Source organism: Luteococcus sediminum, assembly GCF_054783495.1.
On sequence record NZ_BAAGQL010000005.1, the window covers coordinates 1 to 19,083 of the forward strand.

The 19,083-nt window shown below is 69.4% G+C and carries 18 protein-coding genes, 2 pseudogenes and 1 riboswitch; of the genes and pseudogenes, 10 read left to right on the forward strand and 10 right to left on the reverse strand.

What is annotated here, in order from left to right:
- Positions 1 to 104: 104 nt before the first annotated feature.
- Together ACYVKA_RS02605 and ACYVKA_RS02610 are read left to right on the forward strand one after the other, a co-directional pair.
- The gene (locus ACYVKA_RS02605; protein WP_460702732.1) at positions 105 to 800 is read left to right on the forward strand and encodes a demethylmenaquinone methyltransferase; all 696 of its coding nucleotides are present in this window, start codon (positions 105 to 107) and stop codon (positions 798 to 800) included.
- A 10-nt stretch (positions 801 to 810) separates the two neighbouring features.
- Complete coding sequence (locus ACYVKA_RS02610) at positions 811 to 2,535, forward strand: TM0106 family RecB-like putative nuclease (protein ID WP_460702734.1); 1,725 nt, start codon at positions 811 to 813, stop codon at positions 2,533 to 2,535.
- A 55-nt stretch (positions 2,536 to 2,590) separates the two neighbouring features.
- Here ACYVKA_RS02610 and menD read toward each other — a convergent pair whose 3' ends face one another.
- The 4 genes from menD to ACYVKA_RS02630 are packed head-to-tail and all read right to left on the reverse strand — an operon-like array spanning position 2,591 to position 7,959.
- Positions 2,591 to 4,246 carry a 2-succinyl-5-enolpyruvyl-6-hydroxy-3-cyclohexene-1-carboxylic-acid synthase gene (gene menD / locus ACYVKA_RS02615; protein ID WP_460702736.1) on the reverse strand — a complete coding sequence of 552 codons (1,656 nt, stop codon included), beginning with the start codon at positions 4,244 to 4,246 and terminating at the stop codon, positions 2,591 to 2,593.
- Positions 4,243 to 5,202 carry an o-succinylbenzoate synthase gene (locus ACYVKA_RS02620; RefSeq protein WP_460702738.1) on the reverse strand — a complete coding sequence of 320 codons (960 nt, stop codon included), beginning with the start codon at positions 5,200 to 5,202 and terminating at the stop codon, positions 4,243 to 4,245. The genes menD and ACYVKA_RS02620 overlap by 4 nt, the downstream gene beginning before the upstream one ends.
- 47 nt (positions 5,203 to 5,249) lie before the next feature.
- On the reverse strand, positions 5,250 to 6,971 hold the full coding sequence (locus tag ACYVKA_RS02625) for a glycoside hydrolase family 3 protein (protein ID WP_460702740.1): 1,722 nt from the start codon (positions 6,969 to 6,971) through the stop codon (positions 5,250 to 5,252).
- 46 nt (positions 6,972 to 7,017) lie between these two features.
- On the reverse strand, positions 7,018 to 7,959 hold the full coding sequence (locus ACYVKA_RS02630; RefSeq protein ID WP_460702742.1) for an HAD family hydrolase: 942 nt from the start codon (positions 7,957 to 7,959) through the stop codon (positions 7,018 to 7,020).
- A gap of 155 nt (positions 7,960 to 8,114) precedes the next feature.
- Positions 8,115 to 8,216: riboswitch (TPP riboswitch) on the forward strand.
- Between ACYVKA_RS02630 and thiS the strand changes: the two genes are divergently transcribed.
- The 4 genes and pseudogenes from thiS (at position 8,206) to thiH (ending at position 10,993) form a co-directional block, all read left to right on the forward strand.
- Positions 8,206 to 8,442, forward strand: coding sequence for a sulfur carrier protein ThiS (gene thiS, locus ACYVKA_RS02635; RefSeq protein WP_460702744.1), 237 nt, complete (start codon positions 8,206 to 8,208; stop codon positions 8,440 to 8,442). Its footprint overlaps the riboswitch before it by 11 nt.
- Positions 8,435 to 9,187, forward strand: coding sequence for a HesA/MoeB/ThiF family protein (locus ACYVKA_RS02640; protein ID WP_460702746.1), 753 nt, complete (start codon positions 8,435 to 8,437; stop codon positions 9,185 to 9,187). Before thiS ends, ACYVKA_RS02640 begins: the two co-directional genes overlap by 8 nt.
- Positions 9,188 to 9,189: 2 nt before the next feature.
- Positions 9,190 to 9,768, forward strand: a pseudogene (locus tag ACYVKA_RS02645) (thiazole synthase); the annotation flags it as partial.
- A 58-nt stretch (positions 9,769 to 9,826) separates the two neighbouring features.
- Positions 9,827 to 10,993, forward strand: a complete 1,167-nt coding sequence (thiH, locus tag ACYVKA_RS02650; protein WP_460702748.1) for a 2-iminoacetate synthase ThiH — start codon at positions 9,827 to 9,829, stop codon at positions 10,991 to 10,993.
- A gap of 40 nt (positions 10,994 to 11,033) precedes the next feature.
- Here the strand turns inward: thiH and ACYVKA_RS02655 are convergent, their stop codons facing one another.
- Entirely contained in the window at positions 11,034 to 11,912 is an 879-nt protein-coding gene (locus ACYVKA_RS02655) for a 1,4-dihydroxy-2-naphthoate polyprenyltransferase (RefSeq protein ID WP_460702750.1), read from the reverse strand.
- Between the two features lies 1 nt (position 11,913).
- Positions 11,914 to 12,987, reverse strand: a complete 1,074-nt coding sequence (locus ACYVKA_RS02660) for an AMP-binding protein (RefSeq protein WP_460703193.1) — start codon at positions 12,985 to 12,987, stop codon at positions 11,914 to 11,916.
- A 135-nt stretch (positions 12,988 to 13,122) separates the two neighbouring features.
- On the opposite strand from ACYVKA_RS02660, the pseudogene ACYVKA_RS02665 reads away from it, so the two are divergent.
- A pseudogene (locus ACYVKA_RS02665) lies at positions 13,123 to 14,168 on the forward strand (MFS transporter).
- Positions 14,169 to 14,432: 264 nt separating this feature from the next.
- Here the strand turns inward: ACYVKA_RS02665 and ACYVKA_RS02670 are convergent.
- The 3 genes from ACYVKA_RS02670 to ACYVKA_RS02680 all read right to left on the reverse strand — a co-directional run bounded on the left by ACYVKA_RS02670 (position 14,433) and on the right by ACYVKA_RS02680 (position 16,250).
- A complete protein-coding gene (locus ACYVKA_RS02670) occupies positions 14,433 to 15,419 on the reverse strand; it encodes an IS481 family transposase (RefSeq protein WP_460702752.1) in 987 nt (328 codons plus the stop codon).
- Positions 15,420 to 15,488: 69 nt separating this feature from the next.
- A complete protein-coding gene (locus ACYVKA_RS02675) occupies positions 15,489 to 15,854 on the reverse strand; it encodes a DUF5655 domain-containing protein (protein WP_124972273.1) in 366 nt (121 codons plus the stop codon).
- A gap of 21 nt (positions 15,855 to 15,875) precedes the next feature.
- A complete protein-coding gene (locus tag ACYVKA_RS02680; protein WP_124972275.1) occupies positions 15,876 to 16,250 on the reverse strand; it encodes a nuclear transport factor 2 family protein in 375 nt (124 codons plus the stop codon).
- A gap of 66 nt (positions 16,251 to 16,316) precedes the next feature.
- Between ACYVKA_RS02680 and ACYVKA_RS02685 the strand changes: the two genes are divergently transcribed.
- The gene (locus ACYVKA_RS02685) at positions 16,317 to 16,757 is read left to right on the forward strand and encodes a helix-turn-helix transcriptional regulator (protein ID WP_460703195.1); all 441 of its coding nucleotides are present in this window, start codon (positions 16,317 to 16,319) and stop codon (positions 16,755 to 16,757) included.
- Between the two features lie 220 nt (positions 16,758 to 16,977).
- Here the strand turns inward: ACYVKA_RS02685 and ACYVKA_RS02690 are convergent, their stop codons facing one another.
- Complete coding sequence (locus tag ACYVKA_RS02690; protein WP_460702754.1) at positions 16,978 to 17,163, reverse strand: hypothetical protein; 186 nt, start codon at positions 17,161 to 17,163, stop codon at positions 16,978 to 16,980.
- A gap of 286 nt (positions 17,164 to 17,449) precedes the next feature.
- On the opposite strand from ACYVKA_RS02690, the gene dhaK reads away from it, so the two are divergent.
- Positions 17,450 to 18,445, forward strand: coding sequence for a dihydroxyacetone kinase subunit DhaK (gene dhaK, locus ACYVKA_RS02695; protein ID WP_460702756.1), 996 nt, complete (start codon positions 17,450 to 17,452; stop codon positions 18,443 to 18,445).
- A gap of 19 nt (positions 18,446 to 18,464) precedes the next feature.
- The gene (dhaL, locus tag ACYVKA_RS02700; RefSeq protein WP_394276620.1) at positions 18,465 to 19,061 is read left to right on the forward strand and encodes a dihydroxyacetone kinase subunit DhaL; all 597 of its coding nucleotides are present in this window, start codon (positions 18,465 to 18,467) and stop codon (positions 19,059 to 19,061) included.
- Positions 19,062 to 19,083: the final 22 nt, after the last annotated feature.

The window sequence follows — 19,083 nt, forward strand, 5'->3', positions numbered from 1 at the left end:
ATCAGTTTGTCGGTAGCCCAGCAGGGCACCAGTCAGAGGCAGGGTCACGACTCCCCAAGGCTCTTACCATCATGTATGTCGGCGGCTCGTGGAAGAATGACTGCGTGTTCGAGACCCGTGCCACCCTTGCCAAGCGCCGCGCCGACGTCGCCCAGATGTTCGACGGCGTCGCCCAGCGCTACGACCTGATGAATGACGTCATGACCTTCGGCCTGCAGCGCCAGTGGCGCCGCGATGTGGTCGAGGCCGTCGACCCGAGGCCCGGTCAGCTGGTGCTCGACCTTGCCGGCGGCACCGGCACCTCGGCTGCCACCTTTGCCGCGGAGGGCGCCGAGGTCTTCCCCACCGACCTGAGCCTGGGCATGCTTCGCGTGGGGCGGGAGCGCCAGCCCGGGCTGCAGTTCGTCGCCGGTGACGCGCTGCAGTTGCCCTATGCCGACGACACCTTCGACACCGTGACGATCAGCTACGGCCTGCGCAATGTCGAGGACACCTCGGGCGCCCTGGCCGAGATGCTGCGCGTCACCCGTCCCGGCGGCCAGGTGGTGATCTGCGAGTTCAGCAAGCCCACCAATGAGGCCTTCGGCTTCGTCTACGAGCAGTGGCTGCCGCGCGCCATCCCGGCACTGACCAGGTTCTCCAGCAATCCGGCTGCCTATGGCTACCTCTTCGAGTCGATCCTGGCCTGGCCGGCCCAACAGGAACTGGCCGAGATGATGGACCAGGTGGGATGGAAGGCCGTCGGCTGGCGCAACCTGAGCCACGGCATCGTCGCCCTGCACCGCGGCTGGAAGGCCTGAGCCCACGTCGATGGAGATCCTGCTCGACCCCTATGCGGCGCGATCCTGCCCGGTCAAGACCCACAACCGTCATGACCGGACCGTCGAGCGACCCCGCAGCCAGCCAGACGAGGCGCTCACCGAGCTCTTCGCCGGTGGCAGGACCTTCGGCGGCGAGGTGCTGGAGCTCTTGTCCGCAGGCAAGGACGTGGCCGACCTGCGCGGGGTCGACGACCCGGCCGAGGCCGAACGGCTCACCCTCGAGGCCCTCGCGGCGGGACGCGCCGTCGTGCTGTGCCCCCGCCTGCCCGACGATCCGGTCGGGCACCGCACCGGCAGCCCTGACGCCCTGGTGCGCTCCTGCACGCTCGACGACACCGGCCATGGCTACCGTCCGGTGGAGGCCAAGCGGCACCGGGTGCAGGAGATGGGCCACGGCGAGCACCCCTGCCACTGGAGCCCGCTGGCCGACCCCACCACGGAATCGGTGGCCTGGCAGATGACGATCAAGGCCTCGCGCGAAGCCGACCTGCTGCAGTTGGCCCACTACTGGCGGCTGCTGGAGGCCTGCGGCCATGCCGATCCGTCGATGGTCGCGGGCCTGGTGGGCACCGACCGCGTCGAGGGCCACGCGGGCCTGGTGGTCAGCTGGGTGCAGCTGGACCGCAAGATGATCCGCACCTATTCGCGCACCGCGGCCACCGGCTGGAAGCTGCGCAGCCCCATGGAGCGCTACGAGCACGAGTTCGGCTTCCGATTGAAGGTGGCGCAGGTGGCTGCACGCCGCACCGGTGCTGTCGACGACCCCCGCCCGATGGTCCAGCCGATCGTGATCCGCGAGTGCGAGCAGTGCACCTGGTGGGAGGCGTGCAAGCCGCAGCTGGACGACGACGACCTGAGCCTACGGATCAGCAAGTCGCCGCTGGACGTGCGCGAGATCAGCGTGCTGCGCAGCCACGGCATCAATACCCTGGCCGATCTGGCCGATGCCGATGTCGAGTCCCTGATGGACAGCTACCTGCCCGAGGTGGGCCACCGCAGCGGCGCCGACTCGCGGCTGCGGCTGGCCGCGCGGCGCGCCTCGCTGATGCTCGCCGGGGTGCAGCTGGAGAGGCTGACGACCGATCCGGTGGACCTGCCCGAGGCGAGCCTCGAGATCGACCTGGACATCGAGACCTCCGCGGCGGACCGCGTCTACTTGTGGGGATTCCTGGTCGACGACCGCACCCGCGCGGGCGAGCCCTACTACAAGTCCTTCTCGCGCTTCGCCGAGATGGACAATGCCGCCGAGGTGGCACTGGCCGCCGAGGCGATCATCTGGCTGGACACGATGCTGCGGCTGCACCCCGATGCGCGGGTCTACCACTACTCCGACTACGAGGTGGTGCACCTGCTGCGCCTGGCCGAGCGCTGCTCCAAGCCTGAGGTACTGGCCGCGGCCCGACGGGTGCGACGCCACTTCGTCGACCTCTTCGACCTGGTCAAGGGCCACTTCTTCGGCACCCATGGGCTCGGGCTCAAGGTGGTTGCCCGTTCGGGGCCCGGCTTCGAGTGGCGCGACGAGGACCCGGGCGGCCTGAACTCGCAGGCCTGGTTCCGCGAGGCCGTCCAGGACCAGGACCCAGAGGTGCGCGAGCGGGCCCGCACCCGGGTGCTGGAGTACAACGAGGACGACGTGCGAGCCACCCACCAGCTGCGGGCCTGGCTGCGGACCCTCGACGAGGCCAAGCCGGACGCGGGCGTCCCCCAGTCCTGAGGTCGGGGCGACCAGGCCCTCGCCCACCGGACCCGCGGGTCCATCACCCGCCGGTTCAGAGCCCGGCGACGCGCTGGGCCCAGGCGCGGCGCCCGTCACGGGCCACCGGGACCACGAGCACTTCGGGGCCGCGCACCGGCACCCGCAGCCGCTGGCCCAGCTCCTCCAGGTCTCTCACCGTGGTGGCCTTCCAGCCATGGGCGGCGGCCAGGGCGGCCAGGTCTGCCTGGTGCGGCGTGCCGAAGACCTTCTCGAAGCTGGCCTCGTGCTGCTCGCCGCCCTGCTCCAAGCTGTGGAAGATGCTGCCGCCGCGGTCGTCGAGCACCACCAGCCGCAGCCGCGGCTGCTCCTCCAGGCTCCCCAGCCACAGCCCGCCGCAGTCGTGCAGGAAGGTGAGGTCGCCCAGCAGGCAGGTGACGGGCTCGTCGAGGCCCAGGCCGATCCCGGCCGCGGTGGAGATGACCCCGTCGATCCCTGCCAGGCCACGGTTCGCAAAGACGCGGGTGGCTGCCTCCGGATCCTGGTAGAGGGCATCGGGCACCGGGGCGAGGTCCGCGTCGCGGATCGGGTTGGACGAGCCCAGCACCAGCACCTGCCCGGCGGTGCGCTCCACCACCAGCGCGGCCACGGCATGGCCGGTGGGCTCCGGCTCCTCACCGGACTCGGGGCGTGATGCCAGCCCCAGGCGGGTCTGCAGGTCGCAGTCGGCGGTGAGCCAGCGGTTGAGCCAGTGCTCGTCGGGGGCGGGGGCGAGGTCGACGTCGCCCACGACGCGGGAGGCGCGCATCCCCGGGTCCGGCCAGCGCGCCCCGTCGGCGACCACGATGACCTCGACGTCCTCGCGCGACAGCAGCCGGGTGACCGGCCGGGACAGCGTGGGGTGTCCGAAGACGATCACGCGTTCGATGCGGTCGCCCAGGCCCTCCTTGCCCAGCAGCAGCCGGTAGGTGCTGACGGCCCGGCCCGCGCGGGCATTGCTGGACGGTTCTGCCAGTAGCGGCACTCCCCCGGCATGGGCCACCTGCAGAGCTCGACGGCCGACGGCAGGGCTCGCGTCCCCGGCCAGCACCACCGTGCGCCGGGCGCCGTCGAGCAGCACCGCGCGGGTGGGGGCGGCGGGCTCCAGCTGCCATGGGGTTGGCGGGGGCAGCTCTTCGTCGCTGGGCATCAGGGGCACGTCGAGGTGCAGGTTCACCTGGACCGGGCCGGGAGCGCCGGTGCGGCTGCCGGCGGCCTCGGCGAGGGCTCGTCTGAGCTGGAAGCGCCAGCTGGTGGGCTCGCCGTCGCTGGTCAGCTGCACCTGGTGGCGCACCTGGGAGGAGAACAGGCCGAACTGCGTCCCGGTCTGGTTGGCCCCCGAATGTGCCATGGTCAGGGGCCGGTCGGCCGAGGCGACCACCAGCGGCACACCGGCCTCATTGGCCTCCATCACGGCGGGAGCGAGGTTGGCCACGGCGGTTCCCGAGGTGGTGACCACCGCCACCGGAGACTCACTGGCGCGGGCCAGGCCCAGGGCCAGGAAGCCGGCGGAACGCTCGTCGATGCGCACGTGCAGGTGCAGGTCGGGGCCGTCCGCGCCCGCCTGGACCGAGGCCCGGTGCAGGGCCATCGACAGGGGCGCATTGCGGGAACCCGGCGCCAGCACGACGTGCTCGACGCCGGCCTGGCGCAGCTGTTCGACGACGCACTGGGCCAGCAGCCAGGAGCTCATCGGGTCACCAGCGATCGGGCGGCCTCGGCGGCTCGCTCGGCCCAGAACTCGACCCGATCGGTGGGCGCCTGCACCGCGACCAGCGCCTCGCGGTCGGGGGCCACCTCGCCGACCGGCAGGCACCCGTCGGCCTCGACCAGGGGCCGGGAGCACACGTCGCCCTCGAACAGGACCAGGGTGTTGAGCCCGCAGGCATGGGGCAGCTCGGGCAGGGCCGCGGCCAGGGCGACCCCCATCCGGATGCCGATGCTCGTCTCGAGTGCGGAGCTGACCACCACCGGCATTGCCAGGTCCTCGGCCAGCTGCAGGCAGCGGCGCACTCCTCCGAGCGGCTGCACTTTGAGCACGGCCACGTCGGCGGCCTCCAGGCGCTTGACCCGCTCGGGGTCGCCGGAGCGGCGGATCGACTCGTCGGCGGCCACCGGCACGGCGATGCCGCGACGGGCCAGCTCCCGGCGCAGGCGGGCCAGCTCCTCGGTGTCCATCACCGGCTGCTCGGCATATTCCAGCTCGAAGCGGCCGAGCTGGCGCAGGTTCTCCACGGCCTCGTCCAGCTCCCACTGACCATTGGCGTCGACCCGGACCCTGCCGCCGGGTCCGAGGGCGTCACGCACCGCCTCGACCCGTGCCAGGTCGTCGGCCAGCGTCTGGCCGGGTTCTGCCACCTTCACCTTGGCGGTGGTGCAGGCGGAATCGCGGACGATGCGGTGCGCTTGTTGTGGGCCGACGGCCGGGACGGTGGCGTTGACCGGGATGCGGTCACGCAGCGGCGCGGGAAAGCCCAGGTCTGCTGCTTCCCGCGCCGCCTGCCACCAGGGACGGATCTCGTCACCCGAGTAGTCGAGGAAGGGGCTGAACTCGCCCCAGCCAGCATCGCCCTGCCAGACGACCCCCTCCCGCACGGTGATGCCGCGAAATCGAGTGCGCAGGGGGATCTGGAAGACGTGCGTGGGCATGGGTCAAGCCTAGTCTCTGCCCTCGACCGTCCCGGGATGGGCGAGCCTCAGAGCCTGGCCTGCCACTTGCCTGCCCAGACCAGCTCATTGGGCGTGCCCTTGAACTCGCTCTTGCCCTCCAGCTTGTCCAGCACCCCGGTGATGATGTCGGGATTGGAGTTGTAGGCGTTGACGAAGCACTTGACCATGGTCAGGTCGTGCAGGTGGGTGGTGAAGTTGAGGCTCACCGCGAAGGTGGGCACCTCGTGCACATACCAGGGGATCTCGTTGCTCATGGCGGCGCTCCACTGGATGCGGTAGTTGTTCTGGGCGCCGTAGCCGATCACCTCGGCGATGAACAGCACCGCGTCGGTCTCGGCCTTGTACTTCTCGATCGAGCCCTTGACGCGGCTGCCGCCCTCCTGCACCGAGACCTCGTAGCCGCGGGCGGTGAGTTCGTCGACGAAGATCTCGACGGTCCTGTCATTGCCCGAGTAGATGCCACCCTTCTCGCCGGCGACGTAGTAGAGCTTGATCCGCCGGTGCTGCTCGGGGTTGAGCGGCAGCTCGTCGAGGGTGTTCTTGACCAGGGTGATGCCCTTGTCGGCGGCGTCCTTGCGCATCGCCAGGTGTTCCTCGCAGCCGACGACCTCGAGCTCGCTGGCCTGCTTGGTCAGGGTGCCGTCGGCCTTCTTGTCGTGCAGGCGACGCTTGGCCTTGAGGCCCAGGATGCGGCGCAGGGCGTCGGTCATCCGCTCCTCGGTGATGACGCCATTGCGGTAGCCGTCGAGCATGTAGCCGAAGTCCTCGTCGATCTGGTTGAAGAAGAGGAACATGTCGCAGCCGGCCGCGATCGCCCGGGGCACGTAGTCCTTGCGCTGCATGGCGGCGGTCATGCCGAGCATGTGGCTGGCGTCGGTGATGAGCATGCCGTTGAAGCCGAGCTGCTCCTTGAGCAGGCCGGTGGCCAGTTCGGGCGCCAGGGTGGCGGGAAGGATGTCGGCGTCCTGCAGGCCGGGGACCAGCTTCTTCTGGTAGGCGGGCAGCGCGATGTGGCCGGCCATGAACATCTCCACGCCGTTGTCGATGTGGTGGCGGTAGACCTTGCCGAAGCTGTCGTCCCATTCCTCGACGGAGAGCTCGTTGACGCCGAGCACCAGGTGCTGGTCGCGCTCCTCGGTGCCGTCGCCGGGGAAGTGCTTGATGCAGATGTTGACGTCGCTCTCGCGCATGCCGTCGATGTAGGCCTGGGTGTAGGTGATGACGTCGTCGGCAGTGGTGCCGTAGGCGCGGGTGTTGACGATGGTGTTGCGCCAGTTGAACAGGATGTCGACGCAGGGGTCGAAGTTGGTGTTGACGCCCAGGGCGCTCTCCTCGCGGCCCGAGACGTAGCCGGCATTGCGGGCGACCTGCGGGTCGCGGCTGGCCTCACACTGGGCGCCGGAGGCGATGTAGGTGCCGTCATTGCAGGCGCCGTTGCCGCCCGAGTCGCAGTTGGCGGCCACCATCAGCGGGATCTTCGAGTCGGTCTGCAGCTGGTTGATCAGCTGCTGCACCTGCTCGGAGGTGCCGCCCTGGTAGCGGGCGCCGCCGATGTGGTACTGCTCGAGGATCTGCTTGTTGGTCAGCTGGTTGCCGCTGTAGGCATCCTCCCCGAAGAAGAAGAGGGTCGTGAAGAGCTGGCCGACCTTCTCCTCGTCGGTCATCTCGGCAATGGTCTTCTCGACCCAGGCAATCTGGCCCTCGTCGAGGGTGTAGGGGCTGGCGGTGAGGTCTACGAGCTTGGGCATCTGGGGCTCCTGGATGGTGGTGGTTGGGGCTGGTCCGGGCTGCTGGTCAGGCCCGGACGACCGGCTTGCTGACGGTGCGGTTGCCCGACAGGGTCGGCCACGGGACCTCGGCGGGCAGGTAGGTCTCGAACTCGGTGATCAGGGCCTGCTGGTAGTCGCCGGCATAGCTGCCGTCGAGGAACTTCGGCAGGGCCTCGGCGACGAAGCGGTGCCAGGACTGCTTCTCGGCACCCGGGTTGATCGGGTAGTAGAGGCAGCCGGCCGTGGCGGCGGCGTCACGGTCGCCGGGGGCGTCGCCGATGAGCAGGATCTTGTCGTCGTCGTACTTGCCCTTGGCGGCGAACTGGACGTGCTGGGCCTTGCCGCCCATCTCCTGCCCGGCGATCACCTTCATGTACTGGGCCAGGCCGTGTTCGCTCCACTCCTTCTCCAGCGCGTGCAGCGGGGTGGCGGAGACGGTCATCTGGTCCACGCCGGCGGCGTCCATCGCCTGCATGGCCTCGCGGACGCCGGGGAAGGGCCCGCAGCCGTGCACCATGTCGTTGATGGTGGCGTTGACGCCATTGCCCCAGGCGATGCAGCGGTCGATCGTGGCCGAGGGGTGCTCTGCGGCATAGGCGGCGATGCCCTTGTCGGACAGGGGATGACCGGAGTCGATGAAGTCACTGAGCTCCGGGTACTCGGGGATGACGACCCCGCGTTCGGCGACCTCGGTGCGGTCGCGCAGCAGGTCGAGCAGCTGGCGCAGGGCCAGCCAGCGGTTGAGCCCGCGCGTGACCGAGCCGAGGTTGACGAACAGGGCAGTCTCGCGCGCGAGGGTCGAGACGGGCTGCAGGTCGAAGTACTTGATGTAGCAGGGGGTGAAGCACTCGGTGTGCTTGATGTCCATGGCATCCATCGCGCACCCGTCCGAGTCGATGCCGACGAAGTAGTCCTTCGTGGGCTGGAAGTCGACGAGCACCTGGGCTGCCGGGGGGATCTGCGTCATTGCCGCTCCTTGGGTCTGCTTTCCTCCAGACTTCCCCAGGGCGCGCCAACTGGGGACTGTTTGCCAAGGGTTGCCGATCCGGGCGCACTACGGCGACCTGCGCTGCCGCCATGGACCCCGCCGCTGGATTCCTGCACACATGGGGTTGGGGTGGTCCACAGATTCACGGGAGCCCCGCCGGGGCTGAGAGGGCATCGATGCCGACCGTCGAACCTGATGCGGTTAGCACCGCCGAAGGGAGAACTGATGCAGTTGCATGTCAACGGCCAGACCACCGAGCTTCCCGATGGAGCCACGGTGTCGATGCTGGTCACCCACCACACCGACCGGGAGCTCACGCCCCAGGGCCAGGCCGCCGACGGCAGGCCGCTGGCGCTGGCCGTGGCCCTGGACGGCGAGATCGTGCCGCGCATCCGCTGGGCCGAGCACACACTCGCCCAGGGAGCGCGGGTCGAGGTCGTCACGGCGGTGCACGGTGGCTGAGGAGTCCCGGCACGCACGCCACCTGGTGCTCGACGGTTTCGGCGCGGAGGGCCAGGAGCTCATCGCGGCTGGGCGGGTGATGGTGCTCGGCGCCGGCGGCCTCGGCTCGCCCGTGATCACCTACCTGGCGGCCACCGGTGTGGGCCGGCTCACGATCATCGACGACGACCTGGTCTCGCTGAGCAACCTGCAGCGCCAGGTGATCCACACCACCGCCGACCTGGGCCGGCCGAAGGCCGAGTCGGCCGCCGAGCGCGCGCTGGCGATCAATCCCGAGGTCGAGGCCGTGCCGGTGGTCACGCGCCTGGACCAGGCCAGCGCCCTGGAGCTGGTGCGTGGCCATGACGTGGTGGTGGATGCCACCGACAACTTCGTCACCCGCACGGTGCTGGCGCGGGCCTGCCAGGAGGCCCGGGTGCCGGAGGTCTATGGGGCGGTGATGGCCTGGCAGGGCCAGGTCACGGTGCTCGAACCGGGCCGGCAGCTGGAGGAGATCTTCGGCGAGCTGCCCGAGCAGGCACCCACCGGCGCCGAGGTGGGGATCCTGGCCACCCTGCCCGGCGTGATCGGCACCGTGATGGCGGCCGAGACCATCAAGCTGCTGCTGGGCGAGCCCCAGACGCTGTGCGGCCGGCTGCAGACCTATGACGCCCGCACGGCGCAGTGGCAGACCTTCCGACTGCCCGCGCTGGCACCCGAGGACCGGGCACACGAAGACCCGAGCGACGAAGGAGACCAGCCATGAGCATGGTCCAGGACACGCCGCTGGTCCTGGGAGGGCACGAGTTCACCTCGCGCTTCATCCTGGGTTCCGGCAAGTACAGCCTCGACCTGGTGAAGGCGGCGGTGGAGAATGCCGGCGCCCAGATCGTCACCCTGGCGCTGCGACGGGCCAATGCCCAGTCGGCCAATGTGCCGGACCACCTGCCCGAGGGCGTCACGGTGCTGCCCAACACGTCGGGCGCCCACACTGCCGAGCAGGCCGTGCAGATCGCCCGGCTGGCGCGTGAGATGGGCCTGGGCGACCTGGTGAAGATCGAGGTCATCACCGACAACCGCCACTTGCTGCCCGACAACCACGAGACGCTGAAAGCGGTGGAAGCCCTTGCCGCACTGGACTTCGTGCCGTTGCCCTATATGTACCCCGACGTCGTCGTGGCACGCCAGATGGCCGAGGCGGGGGCGGCGGCGATCATGCCGCTGGGCTCGCCGATCGGCTCCAACCGGGGGCTGGTGACCCGCGAGTTCGTGGAGCTCATCATCGACGCGGTGGACCTTCCGGTGATCGTGGATGCGGGCCTCGGACGGCCGTCCGAGGCGGCGCTGGCCATGGAGCTGGGGTGTGCGGCGGTGATGGCGAACACCGCGATCGCAAGGAGGCCTGATGGCCCGCCCCGGAGTGCTGGACCACTTCAGCGGGCAGGAGCAGTCCGACGGCAGCCGCCGCCGCCAGGTGCTCGCGGCGCGGGAACGTGCGTCTTTCGACGCCGTGACGGACCAGGACGTCGCCCGGGTGCTCGCCAAGGGCGAGCTGGACGAGGCCGACATCGCCGTCCTGCTCTCCCCCGCCGCCGGCCGGCACCTGGAGGCGCTGGCCCGTCGTGCCCGGCAGCTCACCCGCGAGCGCTTCGGCAACTCGGTCCACCTGTTCAGCCCGCTCTACGTGGCCAACCACTGCGCCAATGCCTGCACCTACTGCGGTTTCACCGCCACCGCCAGGATCCAGCGGGCACGGCTGGACGGCGAATCGCTGGACGCGGAGTTCCGCGCCCTGGCCGAGGAGGGCATCGAGGAGGTGCTGATCCTCACCGGGGAGTCGCCGAAGTTCTCGCCGGTCGACTACGTGGCGCACTGCGTCGAGCGCGCCTCCGGCTTCTTCGCCACCGTCGGCATCGAGGTGCAGCCGATGAACACCGACGACTACCGGCGCATCCACCGGGCCGGGGCTGAGCACGTCTGCGTCTACCAGGAGACCTACGACCTGGACCGCTACGAGCAGGTGCACCTGGGCGGACGCAAACGCAGCTTCGCCTACCGCTTCGACTCCCAGGAGAGGGCGCTGCTGGCCGGCATGCGCGGGGTCGCCTTCGGGGCCCTGCTGGGCCTGGCCGATCCGCGACGTGACGCCCTGGCGACGCTGGTGCATGCCCGCAGCATCCAGCGCGACTTCCCGCACGCCGAGATCATGCTGTCCTGCCCGCGGATCCGCCCCACCGGCACCGACACCGAGGCAGCCAGCGACCCGGTCGACGAACGCCTGCTGCTGCAGATCCTGTGCGCCTACCGGCTGGCGACGCCGCAGGCCTCCATCACCGTCTCCACCCGGGAGCGCCCCGGTTTCCGCGATGCGGTGGCGGGGCTGGTGGCCACCAAGCTGTCCGCCTCGGTCTCGACCGGTGTGGGGCACCACGTCGAGGAGGCGCCCACCGGCGACGAGCAGTTCGAGATCAGCGACGAGCGCAGCCTGGCCGAGGTCGTCTCGATGTTGCGGGCCACTGGGCTGCAGCCGGTGCTCAATGACAACATCCGGCTGGCGCCGGCCGGAGGCTGAGCGCTCCCGGCGCCGGGGGGCCAGCAGCCTGGCGCCTGGATCAGGCGCCGATGACGCAACCCCCGAAGAGGCCGACGGCGCACAGCAGCTCGGCCAGGCCCACCTGCTTGAGCACGCCGATCAGCGGCCGGCCGGTGGCGCCGGAGAGCACCACCCTGGTCGCGGGCGCCAGCAGCACCAGCATCGCCAGCCCCAGCAGCGCCCACCAGGTGCTCAGCGCCGCGGTCACGACGACCAGGGCGGCGGCGAGCACGGTGAGCAGGGCGAAGAAGCGGCGCGTGCCCTGGTGTCCCAGGCGGGTCGCCAGGGTGCGCTTGCCCACCTCGCGGTCGCCGTCGATGTCGCGCAGGTTGTTGGCCACCAGGATCTGGCAGGCGACGATCCCGATGGCGACGGAGGCGGCCAGGCTGCTGGCCGGGACCCGGTCGAGCTGCACATAGGTGGTGCCGCAGACGGCGACCAGTCCGAAGAAGATGAAGACGAAGACCTCGCCCAGCCCGGCATAGCCGTAGGGGTGGTCACCGCCGGTGTAGAACCAGGCGGCCAGGATCGAGGCGGCACCCACCAGGGTGATCCACCAGTGGCCGGTCAGTGCCACCAGCAACAGTCCGAGGACGGAGGCGATGCCGAAACAGGTGAAGGCGGCCGTCTTCACCTGGGCGGGGCGGGCAGCACCCGAACCTACCAGCCGCATCGGGCCGACGCGGTCCTCGTCGGTGCCGCGGATTCCGTCGGAGTAGTCATTGGCGAAGTTGACGCCGATCTGCAGGGCCAGGGCGACGAGGAAGGCGAGCAGGGCGTGCCAGGGTCGGAAGCCGTGCTCGAACCAGGCGATCGCCGATCCGGCCAGCACCGGGGAGAGCGCCGCCGGGAGGGTGCGCGGACGTGCCCCCTCGATCCATTCACCAAGTGTTGCCACGTCAACCCTCCTGAGCATCCAGGCTGCCGAGCAGCGCCTGCCGGTCGATCTTGCCAGAGCTGGTGCGTGGCAGCACGTCGCGACGCTCCAGGCGACGCGGGAGCGCCTCGCGGCCGAGGTGCCCAGCCAGCTCGCGCTGCCACCAGTCGAGCCCGTGGCTGCTGGTGGTGACCAGCACGATCCGCACCCCCCACTGGAGGTCGGGCACGGCGAGGACCACGCCGGAGCCTGGCTCCACCTGGTCGACGGCGCGCTGCACCGCCGCGAGGTCGACGTTGACTCCCCCGCTGACCACCACGTCGTCCAGGCGGCCCAGCACCCGCAGGCGTCCGTCGAGCCATTCACCCCGGTCCTGGGTGAGCACGGTGCGCCCGTCCAGGGTCGAGGCGGTCAGTTCCGGCTGCAGCCGGTAGCCGCTGAAGGCCATCTCGCCGGTGAGCGTGATGCGTCCCTCGTCCAGCCCCACCTCGACACCGGGCAGCGGCTCGCCGTCCCAGACGCAGCCGCCGCAGGTCTCACTCATGCCATAGGTGGTGACCAGGTTCAGTCCGCGGCCCCGGCCCTCTGCGAGCAGGTCGTCGTCCACAGCCGCCCCGCCGAGCAGGATCACGTCGAAACGGGTCAGCGTGGCCAGCACCTCGGGCCGCTCCATCGCGCGGAAGAGCTGGGTGGGCACGATCGAGATGGCATTGGCACCGGGCGCCAGGGCGAGGTCGGACAGATCGCTGGAGGCCAAGCGCACCGTGCGTCCGGCCACGTGCGCGCGGACCAGCACCATCAACCCGGCGACATAGCCGGTGGGCAGCACGCAGGTCCAGCTCATCGGGCCCAGGCGCTGCTGCGAGGCCTCGGCGGAGGCCAGCAGGGCCCGCCGGGAGAGCACGACTCCCTTCGGGACGCCGGAGGAACCGCTGGTGGCGACGATGACGGCCGCGTCGGGTTCTGCCACCGGCAGCTCGGGGCGCAGCATCGCCAGGGTGCGCTGGTCGTCGGGTGCCGCCGGCGCCAGCACGATGCGCCCGGCCAGCGCGTCGGGAAGCAGGGTGGGCAGGTCCTCAGGGGTGCACAGGCGCATCGTCACCTGCCCGACGCTATCGCGCGCCCCCGACAGCGCGGGCCGGGCACGAGGCCTAGGCTTGGAGGTCGGGAAGATCCCGCCCCACCCGTCCCAGACCAGACCAGGAACAGTGAGCCACCGGTGTCCAGCACCCTGCCCGCCAGCCGACCCGCATCGCGCACCTTCGAATCGCTCGGCAACCCGAACTACCGCACGTGGTTCATCGCTGGGCTGGTGAGCAACATCGGCGGCTGGATGGCACGCACCGCGCAGGCCTGGCTGGTGCTGGTGGTGCTCACCGACGGCAATGCCCGCGCCCTCGGATACCAGACGGCGGCAGTCTTCCTGCCCGGCCTGCTGCTCAGCCCCGTCGCCGGCACCGTCGCCGACCGCTTCGGCAAGCGCCACATCCTGCTGGCCACCTGCAGCCTGGGCCTGGCCAGTGCGCTGGTGCTGTCCACGCTGACCATCACCGGCCGGGTCGAGCTGTGGCACGTCTTCGCCCTGTCCCTGGTGGACGGGTTGGCGATGGCCTTCGACAACCCGGCCCGGCAGGCCTTCGTCAGCGAGATCGTCGAGACCTCCATGCTGCCCAATGCCATCAGCCTGAACTCGGCCAGCTTCAATGCCGCGCGCCTGCTGGGGCCGGGCATCGGCGGCGCCCTGATCGCGGCGGTGGGCACGGGCTGGGTGATCGGCGCCAATGTGGTGGCCTTCGCCGTGATGATCACCGCCCTGCTGATGATGCGCACCGAGCTGCTCCGCCCGGCCGTGCCCACCAAGGGCAAGGGCGGAGGTTTCATCGCCGGGCTGCGCTATGTGCGACGCCGCCCCGACCTGCTGGCCCTGCTCACCGTCGGGCTGGCCGTGGGAGGGCTCGGCTTCAACTACGGCATCTCGAATGCGGTGATGGCCACCCAGGCCTTCGCCCGGGGTGCCGGCGACTACGGCATCATCGGCTCCTCGATGGGCATCGGTGCCCTCGCCGCGGCCCGGTGGTCGGCTGGGTGGGCGACGCCTTCGGGCCGCGCTGGACGATCGGCTGGGGTGTGGTCTTCGTGGGTGCCATCTTCTGCGCGCTGACCGCCACGATCATGGTGAACGACCGCATCCGGGTTCGGCTCGACTGGCATCGTCGCGCCCCGTGGCTGCGCATCGAGCGGCTGCTCACGCAGGACATCGGCGAGGTGCGCCGCTGAGGCGGCTGCCCAGCCGTGGTCCTGGGTGACGTCGAAGTGGTGCGGGCAGCTGTCTCGGAGCTCGGTGCCAAGCTACGAACAGCGTTCCCGGGGCGACGACGCAATCAGTACCGCGGCGACAAGGTCATCGCGATGGGCATGGATGTGGACGTGCGCTGCAGGTAGTTCTGCAGCCATGTCCCGTTGGTACTCATAGCGGAAGAGTGGGTCACCGCTCGCGCGCAGGCCCGCGAACAGCTTGATGCTCGACTCATCAACGGTGAGCTAGCTGTACCGACCGGGGACGTTGGTCAATCGTGAGAACGGCGGTTGGTTGCCGCATGCCGTGTGGGGTCTGTGGTGGTTGTAGTAGTGCAGCCAGCCGTCGAGCTCGCCACGGCGCTCGGTCTCGGAGGTGTAGCAGCGGGCGTAGGCCCAGCCGTCACTCAGGGTGCGGTGGAATCTCTCGATCTTGCCATTGGTCTGCGGACGATACGGCCTGGTTCGCTTGTGCCGGATACCGAGCTCGGCGCAGGTGTCGCGCCACAGGTGTGATCGGTAGGCGCCGCCGTTGTCGGACAGGACGCGTTCGACCGTGATGCCCCGCTGGTTGAACCACTCGACGGCCCTCACCAGGACCGCGGTGGCGGTGATCGCGGTTTCGTCGTCGTGGATCTCGGCGTAGGCAACGCGGGAGTGGTCGTCGATGACGGTGTGGACGTAGGCCTTGCCCATGAGCGGATCCCGGTACTTGTTGCGCGGCTTGTCCGGGGTGGCGGCACGGTTGCGGCCGCCTTGTTTTCGGCCGACGTAGCGCCAGCCTCCGCCGTCGGGGATGTTGCCGAGCTTCTTCACGTCGACGTGAAGCATCGCCCCGGGATGGTCGTGCTCGTAGCGACGGACGGGCTCCCCGGTGGCGCGGTCGACGTGCGAGAGGCGGTTCAGGTGTGCGTCGGCCAAGATCCGGTGGACCGTCGACGGGGCGATGCCGAGCCGGCAGGCCAACTGGACTGGCCCTTCGCGCAGGCGCAGGCGGAGCTGGATGCAGCGCCTGGTCGTGGCCTGGCTGGTCTTGTTCGGCGAGTGGTGGGGGCGTGAGGAGCGGTCCTGCATGGACTGGCCGGCGCGGTAGCGGTCGGCCCAGCGCTTGACGGTGGGCCAGGAGACCTGGAAGCGGGCGGCGACCTCGCTGACGGGCCAGCCCTGGTCGACCACGAGCTGGCCGACGATCTGGCGATGCCGGGGAGTGAGTGCCGCATTGGCGTGTGACATAGGTGTCCTTGGAGATGAAGACGGGCCAGCACTTTGTGGAGTGCTGGCCCGGTGATGGATTCAGAGGCGTTATCGCGCCGCAAACTCGAACCCGGTGGCGATGAGCGCCCGCAGCCATTCGCTCTGCGCGGTTCGGGCTGATTTCACCTCGACATGGTGGTTCCACCGATTGCGGCTGACCTGAGTCAGGTTGTGCACTCCGGTGTGGTGTTCTGGGTGATCGAGGGTCACGTTCAGATACAGCGTCCCGTCCGCCGTCTTCTCGTAAGCCCACAGCCAGAGGAACTTGCGGTTCACGGCATAGCTGACCTGGGCCTTGGCGGCCTTGGTGACAGGGCCGAGTCCCTGGACGAAGGCGTCGATGGATTCGTAGTGGGATTGAGTCTGGGGCTTCGCGGTGAAGTCGCTGATCATCTTGTTCGTGCGATCGGTCATCGAACGTTCTCTACTCGTAGTTCAGTTGGACAGGGGCGTGAGCACGGCGATCCGCCAGGTTCCCTCGTGGTGGGTCAGCTGGTACATGAGGCGTTCGTCGGGTGCTCCACCGTGGTGATTCCAGCTCACGTCGGCCCAGATGCTGTGGGGGCCGCAGGCGGCCACTTTGATGGTGTGGTCTGTTTGGGTGACGTCTCGATACTGGGCAAAGGCCGTCTCGAAGAAGTCGCGTGTCTGAGCCCGCTCGCTGACGGGGATCGCAGCTTGGGGGAACTCGATCAGGGCGGGGGTCGCATAGTGCTCCGCGATGGCGTCCGCGTCTCGCCGCAACAGTGCTTCTGCGTAGGTGGCGAAGAAGGCTCCCGCCACCTGCTCGGCGTTGAAGTGTTCAGTCATGCCTCTGACACTAACCACCAATCAGGACACGCCCATGTCATGGTTAGGATTTGCGTTATGCAGGTGATGACCACAGCAGCGGCCGCCTCACGGGACGCCCACTTGACGCTCCGACGGGTCGAGCGACAGCAGCACCTCATAACGATCCTGTCTCGTAAGGGCCCCCGTCGCACTTTCCAAGAGCTCGCTGACGAAGTGGGCGTCACCCCACGGACCATCGCGCGCGACATCCAGCGGCTACGCCACTCCGGTGTCCCGATCAGCGTCACACCAGGACGCGCCGGTGGCGCACTACTCGAAGCCACCACTGAGCCAGCACCGGTTCAACTGGACTTCGCTGAAATCGCAGCACTGATCAGCAGCTTGGCCGCAGTCGGGCCGACAGTGAGCGAACCAGCCCAATCCGCGATGACGAAACTGGTCAATGCGCTCTCAGACCAAGACTCAAATTGCCCATCCAGCAGCTTAACCGCCGCTTCGATCAACGTCTCCGGTCAGTACAGCTAGCGCCCTGCCGCGTCGACGATGCACCTGTACATGACGTGGACGCTCAGCAATTCTCGCGAACCGACAGTCAGTGGAAGCGGTTCCTCCGATGTCACGGAGAACTTGCTTCCGAGGCTGCTTGCCTTGAACGGCGTGGGCTCACCACGAAATGCACTCACGAGGTCCGACAGTGACTTCGCCAAAGCCTTCGCAGCACGCTCAAGGGGTGGGCCTTCGTCCCTCACGGCTCGAGGAGCCAGGTGAGTTCTTCGGCCCGCCGTCGGGCTGCTTCCTGCTCGTCAGTCAGCAGCCCGGCACATGACAAGAGCCTTGCCTGCTCCAGATCGCACCCCAGAGTGTGCTTGAGTTCAGCCAGTTCGGCGCGCGCCTTCTTGGGGGTCAGGACGTCAAGGATGGCAGATCCCATGTCGGACTCTTCTCACCGCGTGTGTTCAATCGCGCCATGCGAGGACCGTAGATGCTGCCACTGACAGCAACCATGAGTCATCGGTCGACAAATCGGCGTGGGTGACAGCGGACGACACCGCCAAGGTCTTTGGGGGGGGAGCACAGTTCCACGGGAGCGCCGATGCCGGGCAATTGGCTCTGCGTGGCTCTGGGCCGGGTGGCGATGCCTTGATCAGAGCGTCACCCGCCGCGCGCGATCTGGCCGCGCAGGCATCACTGTCGGACGGCGGTGCTTTGATGGAGGCATGAAGAAGCTCCTCAACTCCCCCGACGACGTGGTCGCCGAGGCGCTCCTGGGAATGGCCTGCGCACACCCCGAGCGGTGGCGCGTCGACCACGAGGCACGGATCGTGGTGCGCGCCGGTGCGCCCCGGCCTGGCAAGGTGGGCCTGGTCTCCGGCGGCGGCAGCGGCCACGAACCCCTGCACACCGGCTATGTGGGCCGCGGCATGCTGGATGCGGCCTGCGTCGGTGAGGTCTTCACCTCGCCAGTGCCCGACCAGGTACTGGCCGCGGCCCGGGCCGTCGACTCCGGCGCCGGGGTGCTGTTCATCGTGAAGAACTACACCGGCGACGTCCTGAACTTCGAGATGGGCGCCGAGATGGCCCGGGATGAGGGCATCGAGGCCGAGATGGTGGTGGTCGACGACGACGTCGCGGTGCGCGACTCGCTCTACACCGCCGGACGGCGCGGCGTCGCCCTGGCCGTCCTGCTGGAGAAGGTGGTGGGGGCGGCCGCCGAGCAAGGGGCCGGGCTGGCCGAGCTCACCGAACTGGCGCGTCGGGTGAACTCACGCGGTCGTTCGATGGGCCTGGCCCTGTCCAGTTGCACGGTGCCCGCCGTGGGACGGCCCACCTTCGAACTGGCCGCCAACCAGATGGAACTGGGCATCGGCATCCATGGCGAGCCGGGCCGCGAACGTCTCCCGGTGGCCAGTGCGCGGGAGGTGGCGCGGATGCTGGCCAAGCCGGTACTGGACGACCTGCAGCCGTCGGGGCCGGTGATCTGCCTGCTCAACGGGATGGGCGCCACACCCCTGCTCGAGCTGTACGTGGTGCAGCACGAAGTCGAGAAGGAACTGGCCGCGCGCGGGGTGTCCGTGGCGCGTCGACTGGTGGGCAACCACGCCACGTCACTGGACATGGCCGGTTGTTCGCTCACACTGTTGGAGGCGGACGACCAGCTGCTCACGTTGTGGGACGCGCCGGTCGACACGCCCGGACTGGGATGGGGTGGATGACGTGGAAAAGCAACAGGCCATGGACTGGATGGGTGCCTTCGCACGCTTGGTGGGCGAGCACGCCGTCCGGCTGACCGAGCTCGACCGGCAGATCGGTGACGCCGACCACGGCTCCAACATGGACCGTGGCATGAAGGCGGTGCTGGCACTCGACGCCGCGTCGCAGCCCGATGCGGTCGACTACCTCAAGAAGGCCGGCATGACCCTGGTGGGCACCGTCGGCGGCGCCGCCGGCCCCCTCTACGGAACCTTCCTGCTCCGCTTCGCCTCAGCCCTGCCCGCCGGCGACCGGGCCGACTCCCCCGCCGAGCTGGCCGCCGCCTGGCGCGGTGGCCTGGACGGTGTGGTCTCGCGCGGCAAGTCGGGTCTGGGCGACAAGACGATGGTCGACGTGCTGCAACCGGCCGTGGAAGCGATGGAGGCAGGCCACGAGGACGTCGCCTCCTGCCTGCAGGCAGGTCTGGAGGCTGCCCGGGAAGGGCTGGAGTCGACCAGGGCGATGGTGGCGCGCAAGGGACGCGCCTCCTACCTGGGCGAGCGCAGCGCCGGACACCTTGACCCGGGTGCCGCGAGCGCCGTCCTGCTGCTGGAGGCGGCCCTGGCCGCCCAGAACTGAACCACGAGGACTCGGGGGTGTC